This is a genomic window from Pseudomonas macauensis, assembly GCF_047902425.1.
Lineage (GTDB): Bacteria > Pseudomonadota > Gammaproteobacteria > Pseudomonadales > Pseudomonadaceae > Pseudomonas.
In genome coordinates this window covers 602,732-621,783 of sequence record NZ_CP138377.1, presented here as the reverse complement: position 1 = coordinate 621,783, position 19,052 = coordinate 602,732, and the positions used below count along the sequence as shown (strand labels likewise).

The following is a 19,052-nucleotide window of genomic DNA, read 5'->3' as shown; positions in this document are numbered from 1 at the left end:
GGGCAGTCATGATATGAGCCGCTGCCCCCGCTGAACAGAGCGAATGTGCCTAGGAGGCAGACCCTTTGGTCGGGGCCAGGGTTTCCTGCATCTGACGGGCGAGTGCGTGGTAAATGGGCAACGGGGTAAACCGACCGGAAATGCCGCTGGCCAGGAGGGTCGCAGCGAGGATTGGAATCAGCATGTCCGGGCTGTGGGACATTTCCACCGTGATGACTGTGGCGGTCAGGGGCGTGCGCGTCACACCGGCAAGGTACGCGGACATTCCCAGCAGCCCCACCGCCGACAGGCTCGCGCCGGGAATCAATGGCGTAAGCCAGGGGGCAAGGCTGGCACCAACGGTGAGCGAAGGCGAGAACAAGCCACCGGGAATCCCCGCAATGAAGGACACCACGTTGGCGGTGAACTTCCACAGCAGGAAGTCATGCCCCACCACCGGCTGGCCATCCAGAATGGAGCGGGTCTCGGCGTAGCCGGTGCCGAACACGTGCTGCCCCGACAGCAGGCCCAGGAGCGCCAGCAGCAGACCGCAAACGAAAGCGAAACGGAGCGGCCAGCGCCCGCGCCAGCGGCTGATGAAGCTCAGGGGTCCCTGCTGGGCAGGCAGGACCAAGCGACAGTACAGAGCGCCGAGCAGCCCGCCCAGAACACCGCAGGCCACCACGGCAATCCAGGCGGGCCCCAACGGCATGCTCTCGGATAGCCGACCGAAATAGCTGTAGCTGCCCATCAGGCCGAGCGTAACCATGCCGCCAAGCAGGACCGCAGTCAGCACCAGGCCGCTGAAGCGCTGCTCGAAGCTGCGGCTCATCTCCTCGATGGCGAACACCACACCGCCCAACGGCGTATTGAAAGCCGCCGCGATGCCTGCCGCGCCACCGGCGATGATCAGCCCGGAAACCGTACGCTTGCCATAGAGACCGAGCCGTCTGCCGAGGGAATACATCAGCGCGGCGCCGATGTGCACCGTAGGCCCCTCGCGCCCGGCCGAGGCACCTACCAGCAGTGCCAACAGGGTGAGGAACAGTTTGCCCACGGCGATCGGCAACGACAGCAGGGCATTGCGGGTCCGGCTGCTGCGCTGTTCCAGGGCCACGATGACCTGCGGAATGCCGCTGCCACGGGTATTTTTCAGCGCCCCCTGGGTCAGCCAGACCAATCCGGCGAAACCCAGCGGACAGACCAGCCACGGCCACCACTGGCTGTGCGCGACCACACCGCGAAACGTCGCACTGGCGAGGTCCGCCAGATGCGCGAAGACCAGCGCCACCAACCCCACCAGCAAGGCCCCCACCCAGAAAGCCAGAGTCCGTCGCCAGCGTCGTAGCAAGGGATGCCGCAGCCATGAGCGCTTCGGCGCCTGCTGCGGCGAAGCCTGGGCAATCGACTCGGAGGTGCTCTGGGGCTGCGTGGAATCGGACATGGGCACGAGTCGGGCATCTGCCGGATGCCGAGCGGCATACGCGGCAACGCGCCACGCATGGAAAGGTCGATGACGTCCCTAGTGTAATAGAACCAGGGATGACGCCATTGCACCGCGCCACTACTATCGGCTCATCACCGATCCGAGGAAGTCCCGATGCTGTACCTGTGGCTCAAAGCCTTTCACATCATTGCCGTGGTCTGCTGGTTCGCCGGCCTGTTCTACCTGCCGCGCCTGTTCGTCTACCACGCCATGAGCGAGGATGCCGCCAGCCGGGAGCGCTTCTGCGTGATGGAGCGCAAGCTGTACCGCGGCATCATGGGCCCCTCGATGATCCTCACCATCCTCCTGGGCGCCTGGATGCTCTACCTGAACCCGGCCTGGCTGAGCCAGGGCTGGCTGCACGCCAAGCTCACCCTGGTGGTCCTGCTGATCGGCTATCACCACGCCTGCGGCGCCATGCTCAAGCGCTTCGCCCGCGGCGAGAACGGCCGCAGCCACGTGTTCTACCGTTGGTTCAACGAGGTACCGGTACTGTTCCTGCTTGCCATCGTCATCCTGGTGGTGATCAAACCCTTCTGACTCTGCCGTCCGAGGAGACTGCCATGTCCCTGCCTGCCCTGCTCGACCGTCGCCTGCGCGTTCCCCTGGTGGCGGCACCGATGTTCCTGGTGTCCACCCCGCAACTGGTACTGGCCTGCTGCAAGGGCGGCATCGTCGGCAGTTTCCCGGCGCTGAACCAGCGCGAAAGCAGCGGCTTCAAGGCCTGGCTGGAGGAAATCGAGGCGGGCCTGGCCGCCGATCCCAAGGCGGCGCCCTACGCGGTGAACCTCATCGTCCACCACAGCAACCCGCGTCTGCAGGCGGACCTGGCGCTGTGCGTGGAGCATCGCGTCCCTATCGTCATCACCAGCCTGGGCGCGGTGCGCGAGGTGGTGGATGCCGTGCACAGCTATGGCGGACTGGTCTTCCATGACGTCACCACCCGCCGCCACGCCGAAAAGGCCGCGGAAGCCGGAGTCGATGGACTGATCGCGGTCGCCGCCGGCGCCGGCGGCCATGCCGGCACCTGGAGCCCCTTCGCGCTGATCGCGGAGATCCGCCAGTTCTTCGACAAGACCCTGCTGCTGGCCGGCTGTATCAACCACGGCCACGAGATTCTCGCCGCGCAGGTCCTCGGCGCCGACCTCGCCTACCTCGGCACCCGCTTCATCGCCACCCGCGAGAGCAACGCCTCCACCGACTACAAGCGGATGCTCCTCGAAGCCCGCGCCGCCGACATCATCCATACGCCGGCGGTGTCCGGCGTACCGGCCAGCTTCATGCGCCAGAGCCTGGAGGCCGCCGGCTTCGACATGAAACGCCTGACCGACAAGGCCGACATCAACTATGGCGAGAAGCTCAAGCCGGTAAGCGACGAGGCCAAGGCCTGGAAGACCGTCTGGTCGGCCGGCCAGGGGGTCGGCAACATCCATGACCTGCCGTCGGTGGAGGAACTCATCGCCCGGCTCGACAACGAGTACCGCCAGGCCTTGAGCCGCAGCACGACGCTGCCCGGCCAACTGCTGGTCTGACCAGCGCCACCACTTGCCGATATGTATAGCGGGGCAGCTTGTTGCCCCCAAAAGGCACGATTACGCTGTATCGATCTCACCACAGCCCGCTGACAAGGATGCCCCAATGGACCAAGCCCGCTTCAAGATCGTGTTCGACGGCACGCTGATGCCGCAGACGCCGCTGGAAACCGCCAAGGAAAATCTCGCCCGCCTGTTCAAGAGCGACACGTCGAAGATCGACGCGCTGTTCAGCGGCAAGCCGGTGGTGCTCAAGCGCGACCTTTCCGACGACGAGGCCGACAAATACCTCCGCGCCCTGCACGGCGCGGGCGCCAACGCCCGCAAGGAAGCCGAGGAGCAGGCAGGCGGCTTGAGCCTGGTCGAAACCGACGACCATCCCAGCGAAGCGACACTGGTCAGCCGCGCCCCCGCCGAAACGATCCGCGACGACCAGATGACCTGCCCCAAGTGTGGGCATGTACAACTCAAGGCCAGCGACTGCAGCGCTTGCGGCATCATCATCGAGCGCTATCTCGCCCGTCAGGCCGAGATGAACGCCAGCCTGGCGACGCCCGGCGCAGCGACATCGACCGCCTCCCCCTATGCGCCGCCACAGGCCCATGTGGGTGACGAGTTGCCGGAATTCGGCGAACTCCAGCCCTTCACCAGCGAAGGCCGTATCGGCCGGGTCCGCTACCTGGGCTGGAGCATGGCGCTGTTCCTGGTCGCCATCCCGATCTTCCTGCTGGTGGCCGGCGCCTTCGCGATCTCCCAGACGCTGGGCATGCTGCTGGCGGCGGTGGTGTTCATCGCCTATGCGATCGTCGGCGTCATGATGGGTATCCAGCGCCTGCATGATATTGGCTGGTCGGGATGGCTGATGTTGCTCAACATCGTCCCTGTGGTGGGCAGCGTGTTCCCCCTGCTGATGATGCTGATCCCCGGCAACGACGGCGCCAACCGCTACGGCCCGCCGCCGCCGCCCAACAGCCGTGGCGTGGTGGCTCTGGCCTGGAGCATGGTGATCGTTCCGGTGGTAGTCGGTATCCTTGCCGCCGTCGCGATTCCCAGTTACGAGCAGTACGTCGAGCGCGCCAACGCAGCCCAGTACCAACAGGGCGAGCCGGATGCCGCCGCATCGGCCGATCCGTCTGAGGAATTCAACAGCGGCGACACCGAAGGCGCCGACTCCGACGACGCCGGCAGCACCGACCAGTAATGCAACAACCCGTGGCGGGCGTGGTCGAACGCCACCCCGCCACAGAGACCTTTGAATGCCTCGTTTTGCCCTCATCACCGGCGCCTCCAGCGGCATCGGCCTGGCGCTGGCCGAAGCCCTCGCGCGGCGCGGCCAGGCACTGATCCTGGTGGCCCGCCAGCGCGATGCGCTGGACAGCATCGCCTGCGAGCTGTCGCAGCGCTTCGGCGTCGAGGTGCTGTTCCGCGTCTGCGATCTCTCCGAGCCGCTGCAGATTTCCGGTCTGCTCCATGAGCTGGAGCAAAGCGGCCGGCAGATCGAGCTGCTGGTGAACAACGCCGGTATCGGCACCTCAGGTTCCTTCCTCGACCATGACTGGTCCAGCGAGCAGGAACTGCTGGAGCTCAACGTCCTCGCGGTCGCGCGCCTGTGCCATGGCATCGGCGCGATGATGGAGCGCAGCGGCGGCGGGCAGATTCTCAATGTCGCGTCGGTGGTCGGCCTGATGCCAGGCCCGTGGATGAGCAGCTACTACGCCAGCAAGGCCTTCGTGCTGCACTTCTCCGAAGGGCTGCGCGAGGAGCTGCGGGGACGCGGCATCAAGGTTTCCGTGCTGTGCCCCGGACCGACCCGCACCGCCTTCTTCCGCCATGCGGAGCTGCAGACCTCCCGGTTCGATGGCGGCAAGCTGATGATGTCACCCGAAGAGGTCGCCTTCCGCACCGTCAGGGCGCTGCGCCGAGCGCCGGCGATCATCATCCCTGGCTGGCGCAACCGTCTGATGGCCTTCGCCGTACGCCTGCTGCCACGCTGGGCGCTGCGCAAGCTGGCCGGCCGCCTCAACCGCATGGCGTTGGCCAGCTGAGCCGTATTCAGTCGGCCCGCACCGTGCGGCCGTCGGCCCACTCCCGCAGTTGGGCCAGTTCCTCGGCCATCACCACCGACAGCGGCGCCGTCCGCCGGATTTCCTCCAGCAGCAGCGATTGATCCACCGATTTCTGCCGCGCCTGCGCAGCATAGAAGGTGCCGACCACGGCCTGCTCGATCTCCGCGCCGGAAAAACCCTCGGCGGCATCGGCAAGCGCGCCCAGCTCGAACTGCACCACATCAAGCTCGCGGCGCGCCAGGTGGATGCGGAAGATATCCATGCGCACCTCGCGCTCCGGCAGGTCGACGAAAAACAGTTCATCGAAGCGCCCCTTGCGCACCAGTTCCGGTGGCAGACGGTCGATGGCATTGGCAGTGGCGACCATGAACACCGGCGCCTTGCGTTCCGCCATCCAGGTCAGCAGGGTGCCGAGCACGCGCTGGCTGACGCCATTGTCCTGATCGCCGGTGGCCACGCCCTTCTCGATCTCGTCCGCCCAGAGCACGCAGGGCGCCATGCTGTCGGCCAGACGCAGCGCCTCGCGCAGGTTGCGCTCGGTCTCGCCGAAGTACTTGTTGTACAGGCTGCCGAAGTCCAACCGCAGTAGCGGCAGGCCCCAGAGTCCGGCGACAGCCTTGGCCGCGAGGCTCTTGCCGCCACCCTGCACACCGACCAGCAGCACACCCTTGGGCAGGTCCTTCTCCTTACCCTCGGTGAAGGCGCTCTGCCGCTCGCCGAGCCAACGTTTGAGGTTCGCCAGCCCGCCAACTTCGGCAAAGCGCGCGGTGTCGTGCTCGAAGCTGAGCACACCGTCGAGGTTGAGCAGCTCGAACTTGGTGCGATTGAGTTCCGGCAGGTCTTCCTGGGTGATCGCACCGTCATTGCAGATCACCCCGCGCGCCAGCGAGCGGGCCTCGCCGTGGGTCAGGCCACGCAGGTTCTTCACCACCTGACGCAGGGTACGGTTGTCCGTTCGCACGCGCTCCCCGCTGTTGCGCTCGCTCCAGCGCGTGGCTTCTTCGCGGACGATGCCAACCAGTTCGTCCTCCGAAGGCAGCGACAGGGCGAAGCGCGCGGCGAAACGCTGGACCTCCGCCGGCAGCTTCAGCGCATGGGACACCAGGATCACCGTGGGCTTGAACGTGCCCTCGGCCATGGCGATTTCCTTGAGCAGGCGAACCGCACGGGGGTTGTCATTGAGGTAGGGATGCAGGTCGCAGAGTACGTAGAGCGTTGGCTGCGGGTCGGCCTTGATCAGTTGCAGCGCGGTTTCCGCCTCGCGGCTGTCGCCCGCGCCCTGCGGCTCGCCGCCGAAGCCCAGGCGCTGCAAGCCCTCGGTCGCCGACCATAGCCGCAGGTCGAGCCCGCGGCGCACGGCAAGGCCGGTCAGGGTTTCCAACACCCGGGGCTCGTCCCAGGACTCGATCACGATCAGCTTGACCCTGGAATCGAGTACCAGACCCAGGTCATGGATATCGTTCTGCACGCTGGCTCCTTGCGAATACCGCCGCGAACCTGGGCGGTGCGGGTCACGGCCGCTAAACTCCTGTTCCAGCCAACCAGATCGGAGGAACGTCCGTGGACTGTTTGTTCTGCAAGATCGTCGCCGGGGAAATTCCCGCGCGCAAGCTCTATGAAGATGACCAGGTGATCGCCTTCCACGACATCGGCCCACAGGCACCGGTGCACTTCCTGGTGGTGCCGAAGAAGCACATTGCTACCCTTCACGACCTGCAGGAAGCAGACAAGCCATTGGCCGGGCATATCCTCTTCACCGCCCAGCGCCTGGCGAGGGAGCTGGGCTGCGACGAAGGCTTCCGCGTGGTGATGAACTGCAACGACCTGGGTGGGCAGACCGTGCACCACATCCACATGCACGTGCTCGGCCAGCGCCAGATGCACTGGCCGCCGGGCTGACAGGTAACCTGGGGACTCTTTGCGCGCACCACGGCAAGACCTGTCATCCGCCATCCGGTAAACTGCCGGGCGAATGTTCTTTCCGGAGGTGCGCCATGTCCGCCGACCGTCACTACTCCCCCGCCGACCGCTTCCTGCTGCAAGCCGATGCCGCCTTGCGCACCCTGCTGCCGTTCAGCGGCCACCCGGGGCGCCCGTCGCCGGCCATCGTCCAGCCCGACGCCGAGCTCAGCGAAACCGATGCCCGTCATGTCGCCGGTCTGATGCGCATCAACCACACCGGTGAAGTCTGTGCCCAGGCGCTCTACCAGGGCCAGGCGCTGACCGCCAAGCTGCCGCACGTACGTAAAGCCATGGAAGTCGCCGCCGACGAGGAAGTCGACCACCTGGCCTGGTGCGAACAGCGCATCCGCGAACTGGGCAGCCGACCGAGCCTGCTGAATCCGCTGTTCTATGGCCTCTCGTTCGGCGTCGGCGCGGCCGCCGGCCTGATCAGCGACCGCGTCAGCCTCGGTTTCGTCGCCGCCACCGAGGATCAGGTGTGCAAGCACCTCGACGAGCACCTGACCGAGCTTCCCGCCGAGGACCAGAAGTCCCGCGCCATCCTCGAACAGATGCGCACCGACGAGCAGCACCACGCCACCAGCGCCATCGAGGCCGGCGGCCTGCGCTTCCCCGCGCCGGTGAAGTTCGGCATGACCCTGCTGTCGAAGGTGATGACCAAGTCAACCTACCGGATCTGAGCCGGCCGGAAACAAAAAGGGGCACCCGGTGGGTGCCCCTTTTTCGTTTCTACTATCGAGCGTTACGAGCGCAGGAGAGACAAGGCGAAAAGTCGGGATGAAAGCGGAGTTTGCTGCAGCAAATGAGCATTTCGGCCCGGCTTTTCAACGCCGTATCTCCCAGCGCAGTAGCTCGATCAGCGCGGCATGTTGCGCGCGTAGAATATTTCCAGCATCTCGTGACGCACACGCTCCTCCACCTGCTTGCGCTGCTCGAGCGACAGGTTGCTGGTCGCATCGCCGAACAGGTAATTGTCCAGGTCGAACTCCTTGAGCAACATCTTGGTGTGGAACATGTTCTCCTGGTACACGTTCACGTCGGTCATCTGATAGGCCTCGTACGTGTCGTCGGAGAGATAGTTCTGGATCGAGTTGATCTCGTGGTCGATGAAGTGCTTCTTGCCTTCCACGTCACGGGTGAAACCGCGCACACGATAATCCACGGTGACGATGTCCGAATCGAACTGGTGGATCAGGTAGTTGAGCGCCTTGAGCGGCGAGATGACGCCGCAGGTCGACACATCGATGTCCACCCGGAAGGTCGCGATGCCTTCCACCGGATGGATCTCCGGATAGGTGTGCACGGTGATATGGCTCTTGTCGAGGTGCGCCAGGATAGTTTCCGGTAGCGGCCCCGGGGATTCCTCGATCTGGCTGTCGGTCGGGGTGACCGGCTGCTCGGAGATCAGGATGGTCACGCTGGCGCCTTGCGGATCGTAGTCCTGACGGGCGATGTTCAGGATGTTTGCGCCAATGATGTCGACAACATCGGTGAGGATCTGCGTGAGACGCTCGGCATCGTACTCTTCGTCGATGTACTGCACGTAGGCCTGCTGGTCTTCAGGCGTCTCGGCATAGCAGATGTCATAGATGTTGAAGCTCAAGGTCTTCGTCAGGTTGTTGAACCCGTGGAGCTTGAGTTTGCTTTTCACCGTGGGAACTCTCTTCAATGCGGCTCTGCCGCGTGGTTGAGCATGCCCGTCAGATGCGTACGGCGCACCTGCGTAGGACGGTTTACACCTCTTCGCGATGGCGATTGTGGTTGCTTGGTTTCGAGCCGGAGGGCCCTGAAAAAAGGTGGCGCATTATGCAGAGGTCAGGCGACCTCTGCCACAGTTTGCGCACCCTTGATGATGAAAGGATGAACCTGGCTGTCAGCCCAGCTCGACGATCTCGTAGTCGTGGGTGATCTCGACGCCGGCGCGGCCCAGCATGATCGATGCGGAGCAGTACTTCTCGGCCGACAGCTCGACCGCACGCTTGACCTGCGCTTCCTTCAGACCACGGCCCTTGACCACGAAGTGCACGTGGATCTTGGTGAACACCTTGGGGTCTTCGGTGGCGCGCTCGGCTTCGAGGAAGGCTTCGCAGCTTTCCACCGGCTGGCGTCCCTTCTTCAGGATGCTCACCACGTCGAAGTTGGTGCAGCCACCCAGGCCCAGCAGGAGCATCTCCATCGGGCGCACGCCCAGGTTGCGGCCACCGGCATCCGGCGGGCCATCCATCACCACCACGTGGCCACTGCCGGACTCACCGAGAAACATCGCTTCGCCAGCCCACTGGATTCGCGCTTTCATTGAGAAGAACTCCGCCGAAAAAAGGGGCGCCAGCTTATCACAGCCCTTTCGACCGCCCAGTGGAGCCGCCGGCTGTTAGCTGTGTCGCAATTCAGCGAGGATCACTGTCATTTATTGCTTAAGCTGGCGCCATTTTACTGGCACACTCTCGGAAATTGCCCCGACGAATGTTCCGGTTTTCTCATTGTTGGTAACACGTCGTCTGTTAATCTCTTGCCCAATTACCTACAGGCAAGTCATTGCACCAAGGGGCAATCTTGCCGCCCTGGGGATCGAGGGGGATCCAGCCAGGGACATGCGGCGCCACTCATACTGAATAAAAAATCATTAGACGCCTGTTGTGCAAAGGCCACTCTTTTACTTTCCGGGACTCGGGCATGGTAGCTATTACCCTTACACCCAAAATCAAGAACCTCGACAAGTTGCTCGCGCACTGCCACCGCCGCCGCTTCACCGCCAAGAGCACCATCATCTACGCCGGCGACCGCTGCGAGAGCCTGTTCTTCATCATCAAGGGCTCGGTGACCGTACTGATCGAGGACGATGATGGCCGCGAGATGATCATCGGCTATCTCAATACCGGCGACTTCTTCGGAGAGATGGGGCTCTTCGAGAAGGAAGGCAGCAGCAACCAGGAGCGCAGCGCCTGGGTCCGCGCCAAGACCGAATGCGAAGTTGCCGAGATCAGCTACACCAAGTTCCGCGAACTGAGCCAGCAGGATCCGGAGATTCTCTTCACTCTCGGCAGCCAGATGGCCGATCGCCTGCGCAAGACCACCCGCAAGGTCGGCGACCTGGCCTTCCTCGACGTGACCGGCCGTGTCGCCCGCACCCTGCTGGACCTGTGCCAGCAGCCAGACGCCATGACCCACCCGGACGGGATGCAGATCAAGATCACCCGCCAGGAGATCGGCCGCATCGTCGGCTGCTCCCGCGAAATGGTCGGCCGCGTGCTCAAGAGCCTGGAAGAACAGGGTCTGGTGCACGTGAAGGGCAAGACCATGGTGGTCTTCGGCACCCGCTGAAGACACTCCAGAAACAAAAAAGCCGGCAATCGCCGGCTTTTTTGTTGTTCGCAGGAACGATCAATCCGGGTCGGAACCCAGCTTGACCTTGCTGTATTCGGGGAAGAACAGGCGCTTGAGCTCGGTACCCGGCTCCTCGGCACGCATGAAGGCCTCGCCCACCAGGAAGCCGAACACGTCGCTGACCTCCATCAGTTCGACATCAGCGCGGTTGAGGATGCCGCTCTCGGTGATCACCATGCGCTCGCGCGGGATTTCCGGCAGCAGGTCCAGGGTGGTCTCCAGGCTCACCTCGAAGGTGTGCAGGTTGCGGTTGTTGATGCCGACCAGCGGGGTGTCCAGGGTTTTCAGCGCACGCTCCAGCTCAAGCGCGTCGTGCACTTCCACCAGCACGTCGAGGCCGACGTCCTTGGCCACCGAGGCCAGCTCGGCCATGCGCACGTCATCCAGCGCCGAGACGATCAGCAGGATGCAGTCGGCGCCAATGGCACGGGCTTCCACCACCTGGTACGGGTCGATCATGAAGTCCTTGCGAATCACCGGCAGCTTGCAGGCCGCTCGGGCTTCCTTGAGGTAAGCGTCGCTGCCGAGGAAGAAGTCGATATCGGTCAACACCGAAAGGCAGGTAGCGCCACCCTCTTCGTAGCTTCGGGCGATATCGGCAGGGTCGAAGTTCTCACGAATGATGCCCTTGCTCGGCGAAGCCTTCTTCACCTCGGCGATGACCGCCGGCTCACGGCGCTTGGCGCGCTCCAGCAGGGCATTGGCGAAACCGCGCGGTGCTTCCGCGGCTCGCGCCAGCTGCTCCAGCTCGGCGATGCTCACGCGGGTGCGGCGTTCGGCGACTTCTTCGGCCTTGCGGGCCAGGATCTTCTGCAGAACCGTCGGCACACTCACTGTGCGTTCTCCTCTCGGTAAACGGCGGTGAAGGCCGCCAGCTCTTCCATTTTTTCCCGCGCCAACCCCGTGTGCAGGGCGTCGTGGGCCAATTGCATGCCTTCGTGCAGGCTGGTGGCCAGGTCTGCGGCGTAGAGCGCGGCACCAGCGTTGAGCACGATCAGTTCGGCAGCTTTCTGCCCGGCCTCGGTCTTGCGACGACCGAGGGCATCGCGGATCAGCTCCAGGGATTGCTGCGGGCTGTCCACAGTCAGGCCGATCAAGCTCTGACTCTTGATGCCGAAGTCTTCGGGCTGCACTTCGTATTCGGTGACCACGCCGTCCTTCAGTTCGGCAACGTGGGTCGGCGCGGCCAGGCTGAATTCGTCCAGGCCATCGCGGGAATGCACCACCAGGATGTGCTCGCTGCCCAGGCGCTTGAGCACTTCGGCCAGCGGGCGGCACAGCGCCTGGCTGAACACGCCGACCACCTGGTGCTTCACGCCCGCCGGGTTGGTCAGCGGGCCGAGCATGTTGAACAGGGTACGCAGGCCCAGCTCGCGGCGCGGGCCGGCGGCATGCTTCATGGCCTTGTGGTGGACCTGGGCGAACATGAAGCCGACGCCGACGGTCTCGATGCAGCGCTTCACCTGGACCGGTTTTAGGTCCAGATAGATGCCGGCGGCCTCCAGCAGGTCGGCGCTGCCGCTCTTGCCGGAGACCGCACGGTTACCGTGCTTGGCGACCTTGCCGCCCGCTGCGGCGACCACGAAGGCCGCCGCCGAGGACACGTTGAAGATGTTCGCGCCGTCGCCGCCGGTGCCGACCACGTCGACCACGTGCTTCAAGCTGTCCAGCTCGACCTGGTCGGCCAGCTCGCGCATCACGGCCACGGCGCCGACGATCTCGTCGATGGTCTCGCTCTTCATGCGCATGCCCATGAGGAAGGCGCCAATCTGCGCGTCGGTGCACTGCCCGGTCATGATCTCGCGCATGACGTCCTGCATTTCCTCGGTGGTCAGGTCCAGCTGGTTGACCACGCGGTTGAGGGCTTCCTTGATATTCATGCGCGCACCCCGCCGGTCTGCTTGAGGAAGTTGGCCAGCATTTCGTGGCCCTGTTCGGAAAGGATCGACTCAGGGTGGAACTGCACGCCCTCGACATTCAGCGTCTTGTGGCGCAGGCCCATGATCTCGTCGACCGAGCCGTCTTCCAGCGCCGTCCAGGCGGTGATCTCCAGGCAGTCGGGCAGCGTCTCGCGCTTGACCACCAGCGAGTGGTAGCGGGTCTGGGTCAGCGGGTTGTTCAGGCCGGCGAACACGCCCTGGTCCTTGTGGAACACCGGGCTGACCTTGCCGTGCATGACCTGGCGGGCGCGCACCACATCACCGCCGAAGGCCTGGCCGATGGACTGGTGGCCCAGGCACACGCCCAGCAGCGGCAGCTTGCCGGCGAAGCGTTCGATGACTTCCAGGGACACGCCCGCCTCGTTCGGCGTGCACGGGCCGGGGGACAGGACGATGCGTTCGGGGTTGAGCGCGGCGATCTCGTCGACGCTCAGTTCGTCATTGCGAATGACGTGGATGTCGGCCTTCAACTCGGCGAAGTACTGCACCAGGTTGTAGGTGAAGGAATCGTAGTTATCGATCATCAGCAGCATGTCTGCTCGAACCTCAATGATTGCACTGCTTTCGGATCGCGCCATCGTCGACACCCGATGCGGCCCTGCGGGCTGCGCGAATCTGGCAATTATGCCAGCGGATGGAGGGAATGGACGCGTAAGAAGAGACCGGCGTCATGCCGGGAAAGAAGGAATCAGGCGCGCCAGCGCCAACGGGCGAATGCCTTGAGGAGGGAGGTAATGATGCGGCTGCGGTGGATCACGGTTGCGGTCTCGCCTAGCAATGGCCGAACAGTAGCCCAAGGCCGGGCGCCAGCGCAATACGCACGGCGCCCCTGCCGACGAAGGTAGGAAGGTTCAGCGGCACGCATCGAGCGCGGCGCGCAGGCGGGTTTCGTAGGCCAGGTGCTGCTGACGTTCGGCCAGCAACGCCCGTACCTTGGTTTGCAGATCGTCCGCCGGGCGCAGGTCGGCGGTGGCGAATCGGGGGAGCTCGATGGATGGCGTCTGGCACGGTACCGGGACGGGAACACGAACTTCCACCGGCTGGGGCACGGTGCTTGTGCAGCCGGCAATAGATAGCAGCAGGGCGAGCAGCGGCAGCTTCATGGCGTTAGCTCCCGGTCGATCAGCTGACGCACCACGGCGCACTCCTCGCCCTGGCTGCGTTCCAGCAGAAGCCGGCTGGCAGCGGCTTCGTGGCTTTCCGCCTGCTCGCGAGCTTGAGCCAGGGCGCGCTCGGCGGACTCCGCGCGCTGGCGAGCGGCCCGTTCCAGCGCATCTATCAGCCCGTTCTGCAGCGCCAGCTGCGCTTCCAGCGCCTTTCCGGCATCGCTGCAGCGCACCTGCTCCAGGCGCAAGCGTTCCAGTTGCCCACCATAGAAACGAGCCATCAGCCAACCGCCGACATAGCCGCTGAGCAGAATGCCCGCAACGCCCAGCGCCAGCCTGATGCGACTCATCCCAGCACCTCCTGTGCCCGCAGCCACAACCGCGTGCGTTCCTCGAGCCCATTCAACCCGCCGTTGATTGTGCGAGTGATTTCCTCGAAGCGCCCACTGTCGGCCAACTCGTTCAGGCCGTGGCGCTGCCACCACCAGGCGGCGGACCGGCAGGCCCAGCGCGGTTCGCCAAGCAACTGCGGGCGCGCGACAAAGGGTTGCGCGAGCCCCTCGCCGACCGCCCGGTAATTGCTCCGCCCAGTCACCTGCAGCAACCCACGCCCGCGAAAGCGCCAGCCATCGCCGGAAGCTTCGTCCCCGTTGCCGTTGCGCCCGGCGTAGACGACGTTCGCAATGCGTTCGGGCTGGTAGGCGATCTCCCGCGCCAGCGCCGTGGGCGAGCCATCGGCGCTGCGAAAACGTCGAGGCCAGACGGTCGCCAGACGTTGAGCGCTGTAGGTCAGGATCTCCGCGCGACGGCTCAGTTGTGCGCTCTCATGGCCGATCTGGGCGAGGAAGGCGGCAGCACGCGGCGGCGCGTCGATGGCGAAGTCGCGCATCGCCTCGGTCAGCACGGGCAGAAAAACGCCCGCGACGGGGCGGGCGTTGGGGAGGATCAACAGGAGTTGGCGTTCGTCGATGAGCATGTCAGCTGCCCTCCCCTGCCTTGCCTTTGCCCTGTGCGCCGCCGTTGCATTTCACTGTGGTGGTCCAGCCAGCGGCAGAGTAATGCTGGGTGACCGAGTCAATCAGGTAGCGCCCATCGAGCCCCGCCTTGAAACCTTGCAGGTCAACAGTCAGCTCGGCGAACAGATCGGCGCGGCCTGGCAAGTCCAGCTGCACTTCAGCGCTGTTGCGATTGAATTCGGCCAACCGTGCGGCGGCGACACGCCGTGCCGCCGCTTCGTCCGGTTGCGGGTGGCGATCACAATGTTCGGCGGCAACCTTCGACGGAGCGTCCGGGTTGGCCAAGCGCACTTGCTTCTGCCCGCCATCGGCGCCGCGATAAGGCACCTTCACCGCCGCCACCACCTTGCGATCGTCCAGGGTGAAACGGAAGGCGCTGACATCACCACGCCCCAGCACCGGTATCTCCAGCACTTGGCCACTGGCGCTGCGGCCGGACTGACGCGGCTGCACCAGCAGGCTGTTGTTGGCCAGCTTCGCGGTGCAGTCGTACAACCGCGCCAGGCGGGTGATGAAATTGAAGTCCGACTCGCGGATCTGATCGATACGCGCGATCACCGTCTCGACACTGCACGCCGCCCGCCAGCCATTGCGCGCCGCGATGTCGGTCACCACGCTCGCCAGGCTCGCACCCTCCCAGTGGCCGCTACGGCTGGCCTTGCCTTGTCCGCGCATGTCACCGCTCTTGCCCTTGATCACCAGGTTGTCCGGCATGCCGCCATAGGTCAGCGTATCCACCACATAGCGGCCCATACGGGTGAGCGGAGCACCGTCGTAGCCGAGGAAGACTTCCAGCGCGGCCCCGCGACGCGGCAGGATCACCGCGCCGTCACGGTCGTCGATGGTGATCTGGAAGGTGTCCGACTCCAGGCCGGGTTTGTCGGTCAGCTGCAGCTCGATCAGCCGGTCACTGACCAGCGGGGTGATGTCCGCACCGTCGGCGCTGATGCGAAAGACTGGTTTCATAAGCCCCCCTGAATGAAGAGGCCCCGCCGAAGCGGGGCCTGGTTGTGGAAGCGATCAACCGTGGTCACTCCCACAGGCGCACGCTCTGCTCAGCCGGCGCGGCCAGTTCCGGCAAGTGGATGATCACTCCCGCTCGCAGCGGTTGCGGTTCGTCGGCGAGTCCAGGGTTGGCATCGAGCACGGCCTCCACGCAGCCATTGAGGTGGCCATAGCGCTGGTAGCACAGGCGGTCCAGCAGGTCGCCGTCAGCGCTTCTGACTATCGTCGTCGCCATAGCGGGTGAACTCCAGGTCGAGGGTTTGCTGACGCGGTACGCCATTGGCGAACAGCGCCTCCTGCGTCTCCGTGATCTTGGTCAGGCACCAGTTGCCCAGGTCGTCGCCACGGCCCGTGCCGAGGTGGACCGGTTCGCGCAGCGCCGCGATATCCCGCAGCGTGCGCGGCTGGTTCCAACCGACCCGCTGAGCGGTATCGCCGGCGCGGATGAACAGCGGCATCACCACGCCACTGAGCGTGAGGGTTTCCGGGCCCAGGCCGACGCTCTGCTGAGCGCTGCGCCGCCCCAGCCGCGCCTGGTCCCTCCAGGCGTAGCTGCTGGTGCGCGTCAGGCGTTGGAAGCCGGTGGTGTCGACGTTGAAGTAGTAGGTGTGCTCGGTCGACTTCAGCGGCGTCATGATCAACAGGTGCTGCGGTACCTTGCACATCTGCTCGGAGGGATCGAGCTTGGGTGCCAGCACCGAGGTCGGCAGGATGTCGCCCAGGCGCGGGTCGATCCTGCCTAGGACCTTGTTTACCGCCTGCCCGGCGCGACTGACCTCCTCGCCCAGCTTCTTCACCCGCTCGTTCACCTCGGTAGCGACGCGCTTGGCCTTGTCGATGTCCTGCTGCAGCTTTTCCTGCTCGCGCTGGGCCTTGTTCACCACGTTCTGCAGCTTGCCCTGGGCGCGCAGGACGCCGTCGGTGACGCGCTTGAGCTTGGCCGCCGCCTCCGCTGTCACGCCGGGCAAGCCCTCGAGCGCGGAGACGCCACTGCGGATGTGCAGCATGGCCTTGTCCAGCGGCTCGGCGACCTGCCCCAGGTCGCGCCGGGCAGCCGTGGCGGCGCCGGCGATCTTGTCGAGGCCGGCATGGAACTGTTCCAGATAGGTCATGCGGCCTCCTTACACGACGACGGTATCGAACAGCGCATTGCGCTGACGTTCCTGCTGGGCTTCGCCGATCAGGCGACGCAGGGTCGGGATCAACTCGTCCAGCAGTTGCTGTGGGTTAACGATATTGCCCGCCACGTTGATGCTGACCTGCGGCGAGAAGGTCCAGTTGGGCGGGCCACTGGCAACGGGTGTTGCAGCGGCCGGAGCTGCGGGTTGCGGCGCAGCGGGCGGCGGTTTCGGAGCGTTGTCGGACGGGCCGAGCAGAGCGCCGGCCTTGCCGCCGATCCACTCGCCCACGCTCGCTCCGATGGCGCCGCCCACCAACGTACCGACCACTGGGATCGGGATTAATGTGCCCAGCGCAGCACCAGCAGCCGCACCGATGGCCGAGCCGCCCGCCTTGCCATAGCCGACTGCCTTTTCTTGTGGCGACTGATTGCTGTTGTAGATGGAAGCGGCATCGGTAATTGCCAGCGCTGCGTTGACCGGTCCGAAACGCCTCAGTGCAGTGCCCGCACCCCGTGCCAGGCTGCCCACCGCCTGCCCTACGCCGGAGGCGTCAACCGCTCTTGCCAGGCTCGCACCACGGCGCAACATACCGCCCGCCACGCGCCCGACCCGCGAAGATCGGACCGGCTGCGCAGTCCTCCCCATCCATCCGGAAGCGGCACTGGCGGCGCGTCCCAGCGTGGATCGCGCACGTTGGAGGATGCTACCGCGTGAACTCTTGCCGGTGCCCTCCGGCCTGGTCTTGCCACCGGACTTCCCCTTGCCTTTGCCCTTCGGACTGCGATCAGGCAAATCGCCGAAGCTGCCAGCTGGCCAGTTGGTGACGAAGACGTCCTGGACATCACGCTTGCCCCAGTTCCCGGGCAGCAATCCCCTGGCGTCCTGGGCGAACTGCTTGATACCGATGGCCGACTTCACCGCCAGCAATCCACCACCCATCACCGCAGCCGCGGTCAGCAGGAAATCATTGCTCTTGAGTAACGCATCGCCGATCTGCAGCATCGCGCCGCTGATCAACTGTTCTTTCTGCTCCAACTGGCCCAGCGGCGACTCGCGACGTTTCTCCACACCTTGCTGCAACAGATCGGCAGGCGCGGCAGCAAGGGCTTGTCGGGACTGAAGCAAACTCTCGACCTTCTGCGCATCGCCCGTCCGGATCGTGGTCAGCCCAGTGAGCAGACCACGGCTGAACAGCTCTACCGACGGAGCTTCTTTCTGACCGCGCCAGGCCACCGCACTCAGTGCACGCGCCAGATCCGCCGCGTTGTTGATGCCGCCCTTCTGCTGCAGCTCACTGACCAGCTGGGCCGCAATTTCCGTCGACACGCCCTGGCCCTGGGCAAACTTCGCCGCCACCGGCAGCACCGCGGCCACGTCGCTCAGCGGGATCTTGCGCTCAACCATGGCTTGCGCGAGTTCCAGCACCTTGTCACGCGGCATCGCGGCGTCGTGCCCCGCCTGTACCATCCGGTCGCTCAGCGCAGCTTCAGCAGTCGGATCGTATGGCTGCCCCGCTGCCTCGCGCACTTGCATCAGCCGCCCGCGGAACGCGAGGGTCGTGCCGACCGAGGAGCGCAGAACGTCGCCGACTGAGTTCAATTCAAACAGAGACTTGGTCGCTGTCTCCAGGCGCTGCCAATCGTTCGCCGGCGCGCTCGCAGCCGGCGCCACGCTGACTGTGATTTTTGGCAGGCGAATATCCAACGGCCGCAGCGCCAGCAGGTCGATGATCCGCCGCAGCGCCAGCCGCGTTTCGCCCGCATTGCGCTCGCTGGCGCGCTGGCGGATGTCCTGGTTGTCCTGGACGACCTCGACTTCATCCGCCAGCGTCATCAGCGGCAGGCGCGGGTCCAGCAGACCGGCGAGTGTGCCCAGGCGCGTGGCGGCATCCCCGACCACCCTCCCGAGCGTACTGCCCAGGCCCACGATTGCGCCTGTCACCAGTTCCGGCTTCTCACTCATATTCATTTCACTTGCCCCTTTGACGACAAAGGAGCGCCGGTTACCCGACGCTCCCTTCAGGGCGAACTAGCCCGCTTCATCCCCCAGCCACCAACGCAGGTCGCCGAGGGTCATGCGCTCCAGCTCGCCGGCCGTGAAGCCCGACTCAGTCGCCAGTCGCCGCGCCAGCTGGCGCATCAGCGCGAAGCTCATCGCCGTCCTCTCGCACCAGGCGAAAGTAGGCGTGCTGCAGGCGCTGGTAATCGCTGAGCTTCAGCCCCTCCAGGTCCTGGCGGCTGACCTGCAGCAGCGAGGCGAACAGCTGCAGCTCGCGCTCCTCGTCGTCGCAGGCCACCTTGCTGGCCAGGCGAATGTCACGCACCGTCGGCGCGCGCAGGGTGAGAGCGTCGACCTCGACGCCGTTGCAGGAAGTCGGGCGGGACAGTTTCACCACCGCCGCGTCCTCGGACAGGCTCAGCCACGCGGGCTGTTTGACGGAGTCTTGCATCAGGGT

22 protein-coding genes are annotated in these 19,052 nt (G+C 65.0%); 7 read left to right on the top strand and 15 right to left on the bottom strand.

Features of this window, described 5'->3' with window-relative positions:
- Window positions 1-49: 49 nt before the first annotated feature.
- The gene (locus SD196_RS02870; RefSeq protein ID WP_416311045.1) at window positions 50-1,423 is read right to left on the bottom strand and encodes a chloride channel protein; all 1,374 of its coding nucleotides are present in this window, start codon (window positions 1,421-1,423) and stop codon (window positions 50-52) included.
- Window positions 1,424-1,582: 159 nt separating this feature from the next.
- Between SD196_RS02870 and hemJ the strand changes: the two genes are divergently transcribed.
- From hemJ to SD196_RS02850, 4 genes are all read left to right on the top strand, one after another.
- Complete coding sequence (hemJ, locus tag SD196_RS02865) at window positions 1,583-2,005, top strand: protoporphyrinogen oxidase HemJ (protein WP_275611872.1); 423 nt, start codon at window positions 1,583-1,585, stop codon at window positions 2,003-2,005.
- 23 nt (window positions 2,006-2,028) lie between these two features.
- On the top strand, window positions 2,029-2,997 hold the full coding sequence (locus SD196_RS02860) for an NAD(P)H-dependent flavin oxidoreductase (protein ID WP_275609967.1): 969 nt from the start codon (window positions 2,029-2,031) through the stop codon (window positions 2,995-2,997).
- Between the two features lie 106 nt (window positions 2,998-3,103).
- On the top strand, window positions 3,104-4,198 hold the full coding sequence (locus tag SD196_RS02855) for a DUF805 domain-containing protein (RefSeq protein ID WP_416311044.1): 1,095 nt from the start codon (window positions 3,104-3,106) through the stop codon (window positions 4,196-4,198).
- Window positions 4,199-4,253: 55 nt separating this feature from the next.
- Window positions 4,254-5,042: an SDR family NAD(P)-dependent oxidoreductase gene (locus SD196_RS02850; protein WP_416311043.1), complete on the top strand. Its 789-nt coding sequence runs from the start codon at window positions 4,254-4,256 to the stop codon at window positions 5,040-5,042.
- Between the two features lie 7 nt (window positions 5,043-5,049).
- On the opposite strand, the gene SD196_RS02845 is transcribed toward SD196_RS02850, so the two are convergent.
- Complete coding sequence (locus tag SD196_RS02845) at window positions 5,050-6,531, bottom strand: AAA family ATPase (protein WP_343578228.1); 1,482 nt, start codon at window positions 6,529-6,531, stop codon at window positions 5,050-5,052.
- A 92-nt stretch (window positions 6,532-6,623) separates the two neighbouring features.
- Here SD196_RS02845 and SD196_RS02840 point away from each other — a divergent pair, with 92 nt between their 5' ends.
- Window positions 6,624-6,962 (top strand): histidine triad nucleotide-binding protein, encoded by a 339-nt coding sequence (locus SD196_RS02840; RefSeq protein WP_343578227.1) that lies wholly within the window; start codon window positions 6,624-6,626, stop codon window positions 6,960-6,962.
- A 95-nt stretch (window positions 6,963-7,057) separates the two neighbouring features.
- On the top strand, window positions 7,058-7,705 hold the full coding sequence (gene coq7, locus SD196_RS02835; RefSeq protein WP_275609962.1) for a 2-polyprenyl-3-methyl-6-methoxy-1,4-benzoquinone monooxygenase: 648 nt from the start codon (window positions 7,058-7,060) through the stop codon (window positions 7,703-7,705).
- Between the two features lie 176 nt (window positions 7,706-7,881).
- On the opposite strand, the gene speD is transcribed toward coq7, so the two are convergent.
- The gene (gene speD / locus SD196_RS02830) at window positions 7,882-8,676 is read right to left on the bottom strand and encodes an adenosylmethionine decarboxylase (RefSeq protein ID WP_343578225.1); all 795 of its coding nucleotides are present in this window, start codon (window positions 8,674-8,676) and stop codon (window positions 7,882-7,884) included.
- Between the two features lie 222 nt (window positions 8,677-8,898).
- The gene (locus SD196_RS02825) at window positions 8,899-9,321 is read right to left on the bottom strand and encodes an OsmC family protein (RefSeq protein ID WP_275609961.1); all 423 of its coding nucleotides are present in this window, start codon (window positions 9,319-9,321) and stop codon (window positions 8,899-8,901) included.
- A 377-nt stretch (window positions 9,322-9,698) separates the two neighbouring features.
- Between SD196_RS02825 and crp the strand changes: the two genes are divergently transcribed.
- On the top strand, window positions 9,699-10,346 hold the full coding sequence (gene crp, locus SD196_RS02820; RefSeq protein WP_275609960.1) for a cAMP-activated global transcriptional regulator CRP: 648 nt from the start codon (window positions 9,699-9,701) through the stop codon (window positions 10,344-10,346).
- 60 nt (window positions 10,347-10,406) lie between these two features.
- Here the strand turns inward: crp and trpC are convergent, their stop codons facing one another.
- The 11 genes from trpC to SD196_RS02765 form a co-directional block, all read right to left on the bottom strand.
- On the bottom strand, window positions 10,407-11,243 hold the full coding sequence (gene trpC, locus SD196_RS02815) for an indole-3-glycerol phosphate synthase TrpC (RefSeq protein WP_343578224.1): 837 nt from the start codon (window positions 11,241-11,243) through the stop codon (window positions 10,407-10,409).
- A complete protein-coding gene (gene trpD / locus SD196_RS02810) occupies window positions 11,240-12,289 on the bottom strand; it encodes an anthranilate phosphoribosyltransferase (protein ID WP_275609958.1) in 1,050 nt (349 codons plus the stop codon). The genes trpC and trpD overlap by 4 nt, the downstream gene beginning before the upstream one ends.
- On the bottom strand, window positions 12,286-12,882 hold the full coding sequence (locus SD196_RS02805) for an aminodeoxychorismate/anthranilate synthase component II (RefSeq protein ID WP_081520759.1): 597 nt from the start codon (window positions 12,880-12,882) through the stop codon (window positions 12,286-12,288). Before SD196_RS02805 ends, trpD begins: the two co-directional genes overlap by 4 nt.
- A gap of 318 nt (window positions 12,883-13,200) precedes the next feature.
- Entirely contained in the window at window positions 13,201-13,452 is a 252-nt protein-coding gene (locus SD196_RS02800) for a hypothetical protein (protein WP_331319948.1), read from the bottom strand.
- Entirely contained in the window at window positions 13,449-13,805 is a 357-nt protein-coding gene (locus tag SD196_RS02795) for a hypothetical protein (protein ID WP_343578223.1), read from the bottom strand. Before SD196_RS02795 ends, SD196_RS02800 begins: the two co-directional genes overlap by 4 nt.
- Window positions 13,802-14,431: a glycoside hydrolase family 19 protein gene (locus tag SD196_RS02790; RefSeq protein ID WP_343578222.1), complete on the bottom strand. Its 630-nt coding sequence runs from the start codon at window positions 14,429-14,431 to the stop codon at window positions 13,802-13,804. Before SD196_RS02790 ends, SD196_RS02795 begins: the two co-directional genes overlap by 4 nt.
- Window position 14,432: 1 nt before the next feature.
- Window positions 14,433-15,437 carry a phage late control D family protein gene (locus SD196_RS02785; RefSeq protein WP_343578221.1) on the bottom strand — a complete coding sequence of 335 codons (1,005 nt, stop codon included), beginning with the start codon at window positions 15,435-15,437 and terminating at the stop codon, window positions 14,433-14,435.
- A gap of 64 nt (window positions 15,438-15,501) precedes the next feature.
- A complete protein-coding gene (locus SD196_RS02780) occupies window positions 15,502-15,711 on the bottom strand; it encodes a tail protein X (RefSeq protein ID WP_416311042.1) in 210 nt (69 codons plus the stop codon).
- Window positions 15,683-16,588 carry a phage tail protein gene (locus SD196_RS02775; RefSeq protein ID WP_343578220.1) on the bottom strand — a complete coding sequence of 302 codons (906 nt, stop codon included), beginning with the start codon at window positions 16,586-16,588 and terminating at the stop codon, window positions 15,683-15,685. The genes SD196_RS02780 and SD196_RS02775 overlap by 29 nt, the downstream gene beginning before the upstream one ends.
- 9 nt (window positions 16,589-16,597) lie before the next feature.
- The gene (locus tag SD196_RS02770; protein ID WP_343578219.1) at window positions 16,598-18,565 is read right to left on the bottom strand and encodes a glycine zipper domain-containing protein; all 1,968 of its coding nucleotides are present in this window, start codon (window positions 18,563-18,565) and stop codon (window positions 16,598-16,600) included.
- A gap of 139 nt (window positions 18,566-18,704) precedes the next feature.
- Window positions 18,705-19,046, bottom strand: coding sequence for a phage tail assembly protein (locus SD196_RS02765; protein ID WP_343578218.1), 342 nt, complete (start codon window positions 19,044-19,046; stop codon window positions 18,705-18,707).
- Window positions 19,047-19,052 lie beyond the last annotated feature (6 nt).

Bases quoted from the DNA above. Each gene is read 5' to 3' on its own strand.
- SD196_RS02870 (WP_416311045.1), bottom strand. From the start codon at position 1,423: ATGTCCGATTCCACGCAGCCCCAGAGCACCTCCGAGTCGATTGCCCAG.
- SD196_RS02860 (WP_275609967.1), top strand. From the start codon at position 2,029: ATGTCCCTGCCTGCCCTGCTCGACCGTCGCCTGCGCGTTCCCCTGGTG.
- SD196_RS02855 (WP_416311044.1), top strand. From the start codon at position 3,104: ATGGACCAAGCCCGCTTCAAGATCGTGTTCGACGGCACGCTGATGCCG.
- SD196_RS02850 (WP_416311043.1), top strand. From the start codon at position 4,254: ATGCCTCGTTTTGCCCTCATCACCGGCGCCTCCAGCGGCATCGGCCTG.
- coq7 (WP_275609962.1), top strand. From the start codon at position 7,058: ATGTCCGCCGACCGTCACTACTCCCCCGCCGACCGCTTCCTGCTGCAA.
- SD196_RS02825 (WP_275609961.1), bottom strand. From the start codon at position 9,321: ATGAAAGCGCGAATCCAGTGGGCTGGCGAAGCGATGTTTCTCGGTGAG.
- crp (WP_275609960.1), top strand. From the start codon at position 9,699: ATGGTAGCTATTACCCTTACACCCAAAATCAAGAACCTCGACAAGTTG.
- trpD (WP_275609958.1), bottom strand. From the start codon at position 12,289: ATGAATATCAAGGAAGCCCTCAACCGCGTGGTCAACCAGCTGGACCTG.
- SD196_RS02805 (WP_081520759.1), bottom strand. From the start codon at position 12,882: ATGCTGCTGATGATCGATAACTACGATTCCTTCACCTACAACCTGGTG.
- SD196_RS02800 (WP_331319948.1), bottom strand. From the start codon at position 13,452: ATGAAGCTGCCGCTGCTCGCCCTGCTGCTATCTATTGCCGGCTGCACA.
- SD196_RS02795 (WP_343578223.1), bottom strand. From the start codon at position 13,805: ATGAGTCGCATCAGGCTGGCGCTGGGCGTTGCGGGCATTCTGCTCAGC.
- SD196_RS02790 (WP_343578222.1), bottom strand. From the start codon at position 14,431: ATGCTCATCGACGAACGCCAACTCCTGTTGATCCTCCCCAACGCCCGC.
- SD196_RS02785 (WP_343578221.1), bottom strand. From the start codon at position 15,437: ATGAAACCAGTCTTTCGCATCAGCGCCGACGGTGCGGACATCACCCCG.
- SD196_RS02780 (WP_416311042.1), bottom strand. From the start codon at position 15,711: ATGGCGACGACGATAGTCAGAAGCGCTGACGGCGACCTGCTGGACCGC.
- SD196_RS02775 (WP_343578220.1), bottom strand. From the start codon at position 16,588: ATGACCTATCTGGAACAGTTCCATGCCGGCCTCGACAAGATCGCCGGC.
- SD196_RS02770 (WP_343578219.1), bottom strand. From the start codon at position 18,565: ATGAATATGAGTGAGAAGCCGGAACTGGTGACAGGCGCAATCGTGGGC.
- SD196_RS02765 (WP_343578218.1), bottom strand. From the start codon at position 19,046: ATGCAAGACTCCGTCAAACAGCCCGCGTGGCTGAGCCTGTCCGAGGAC.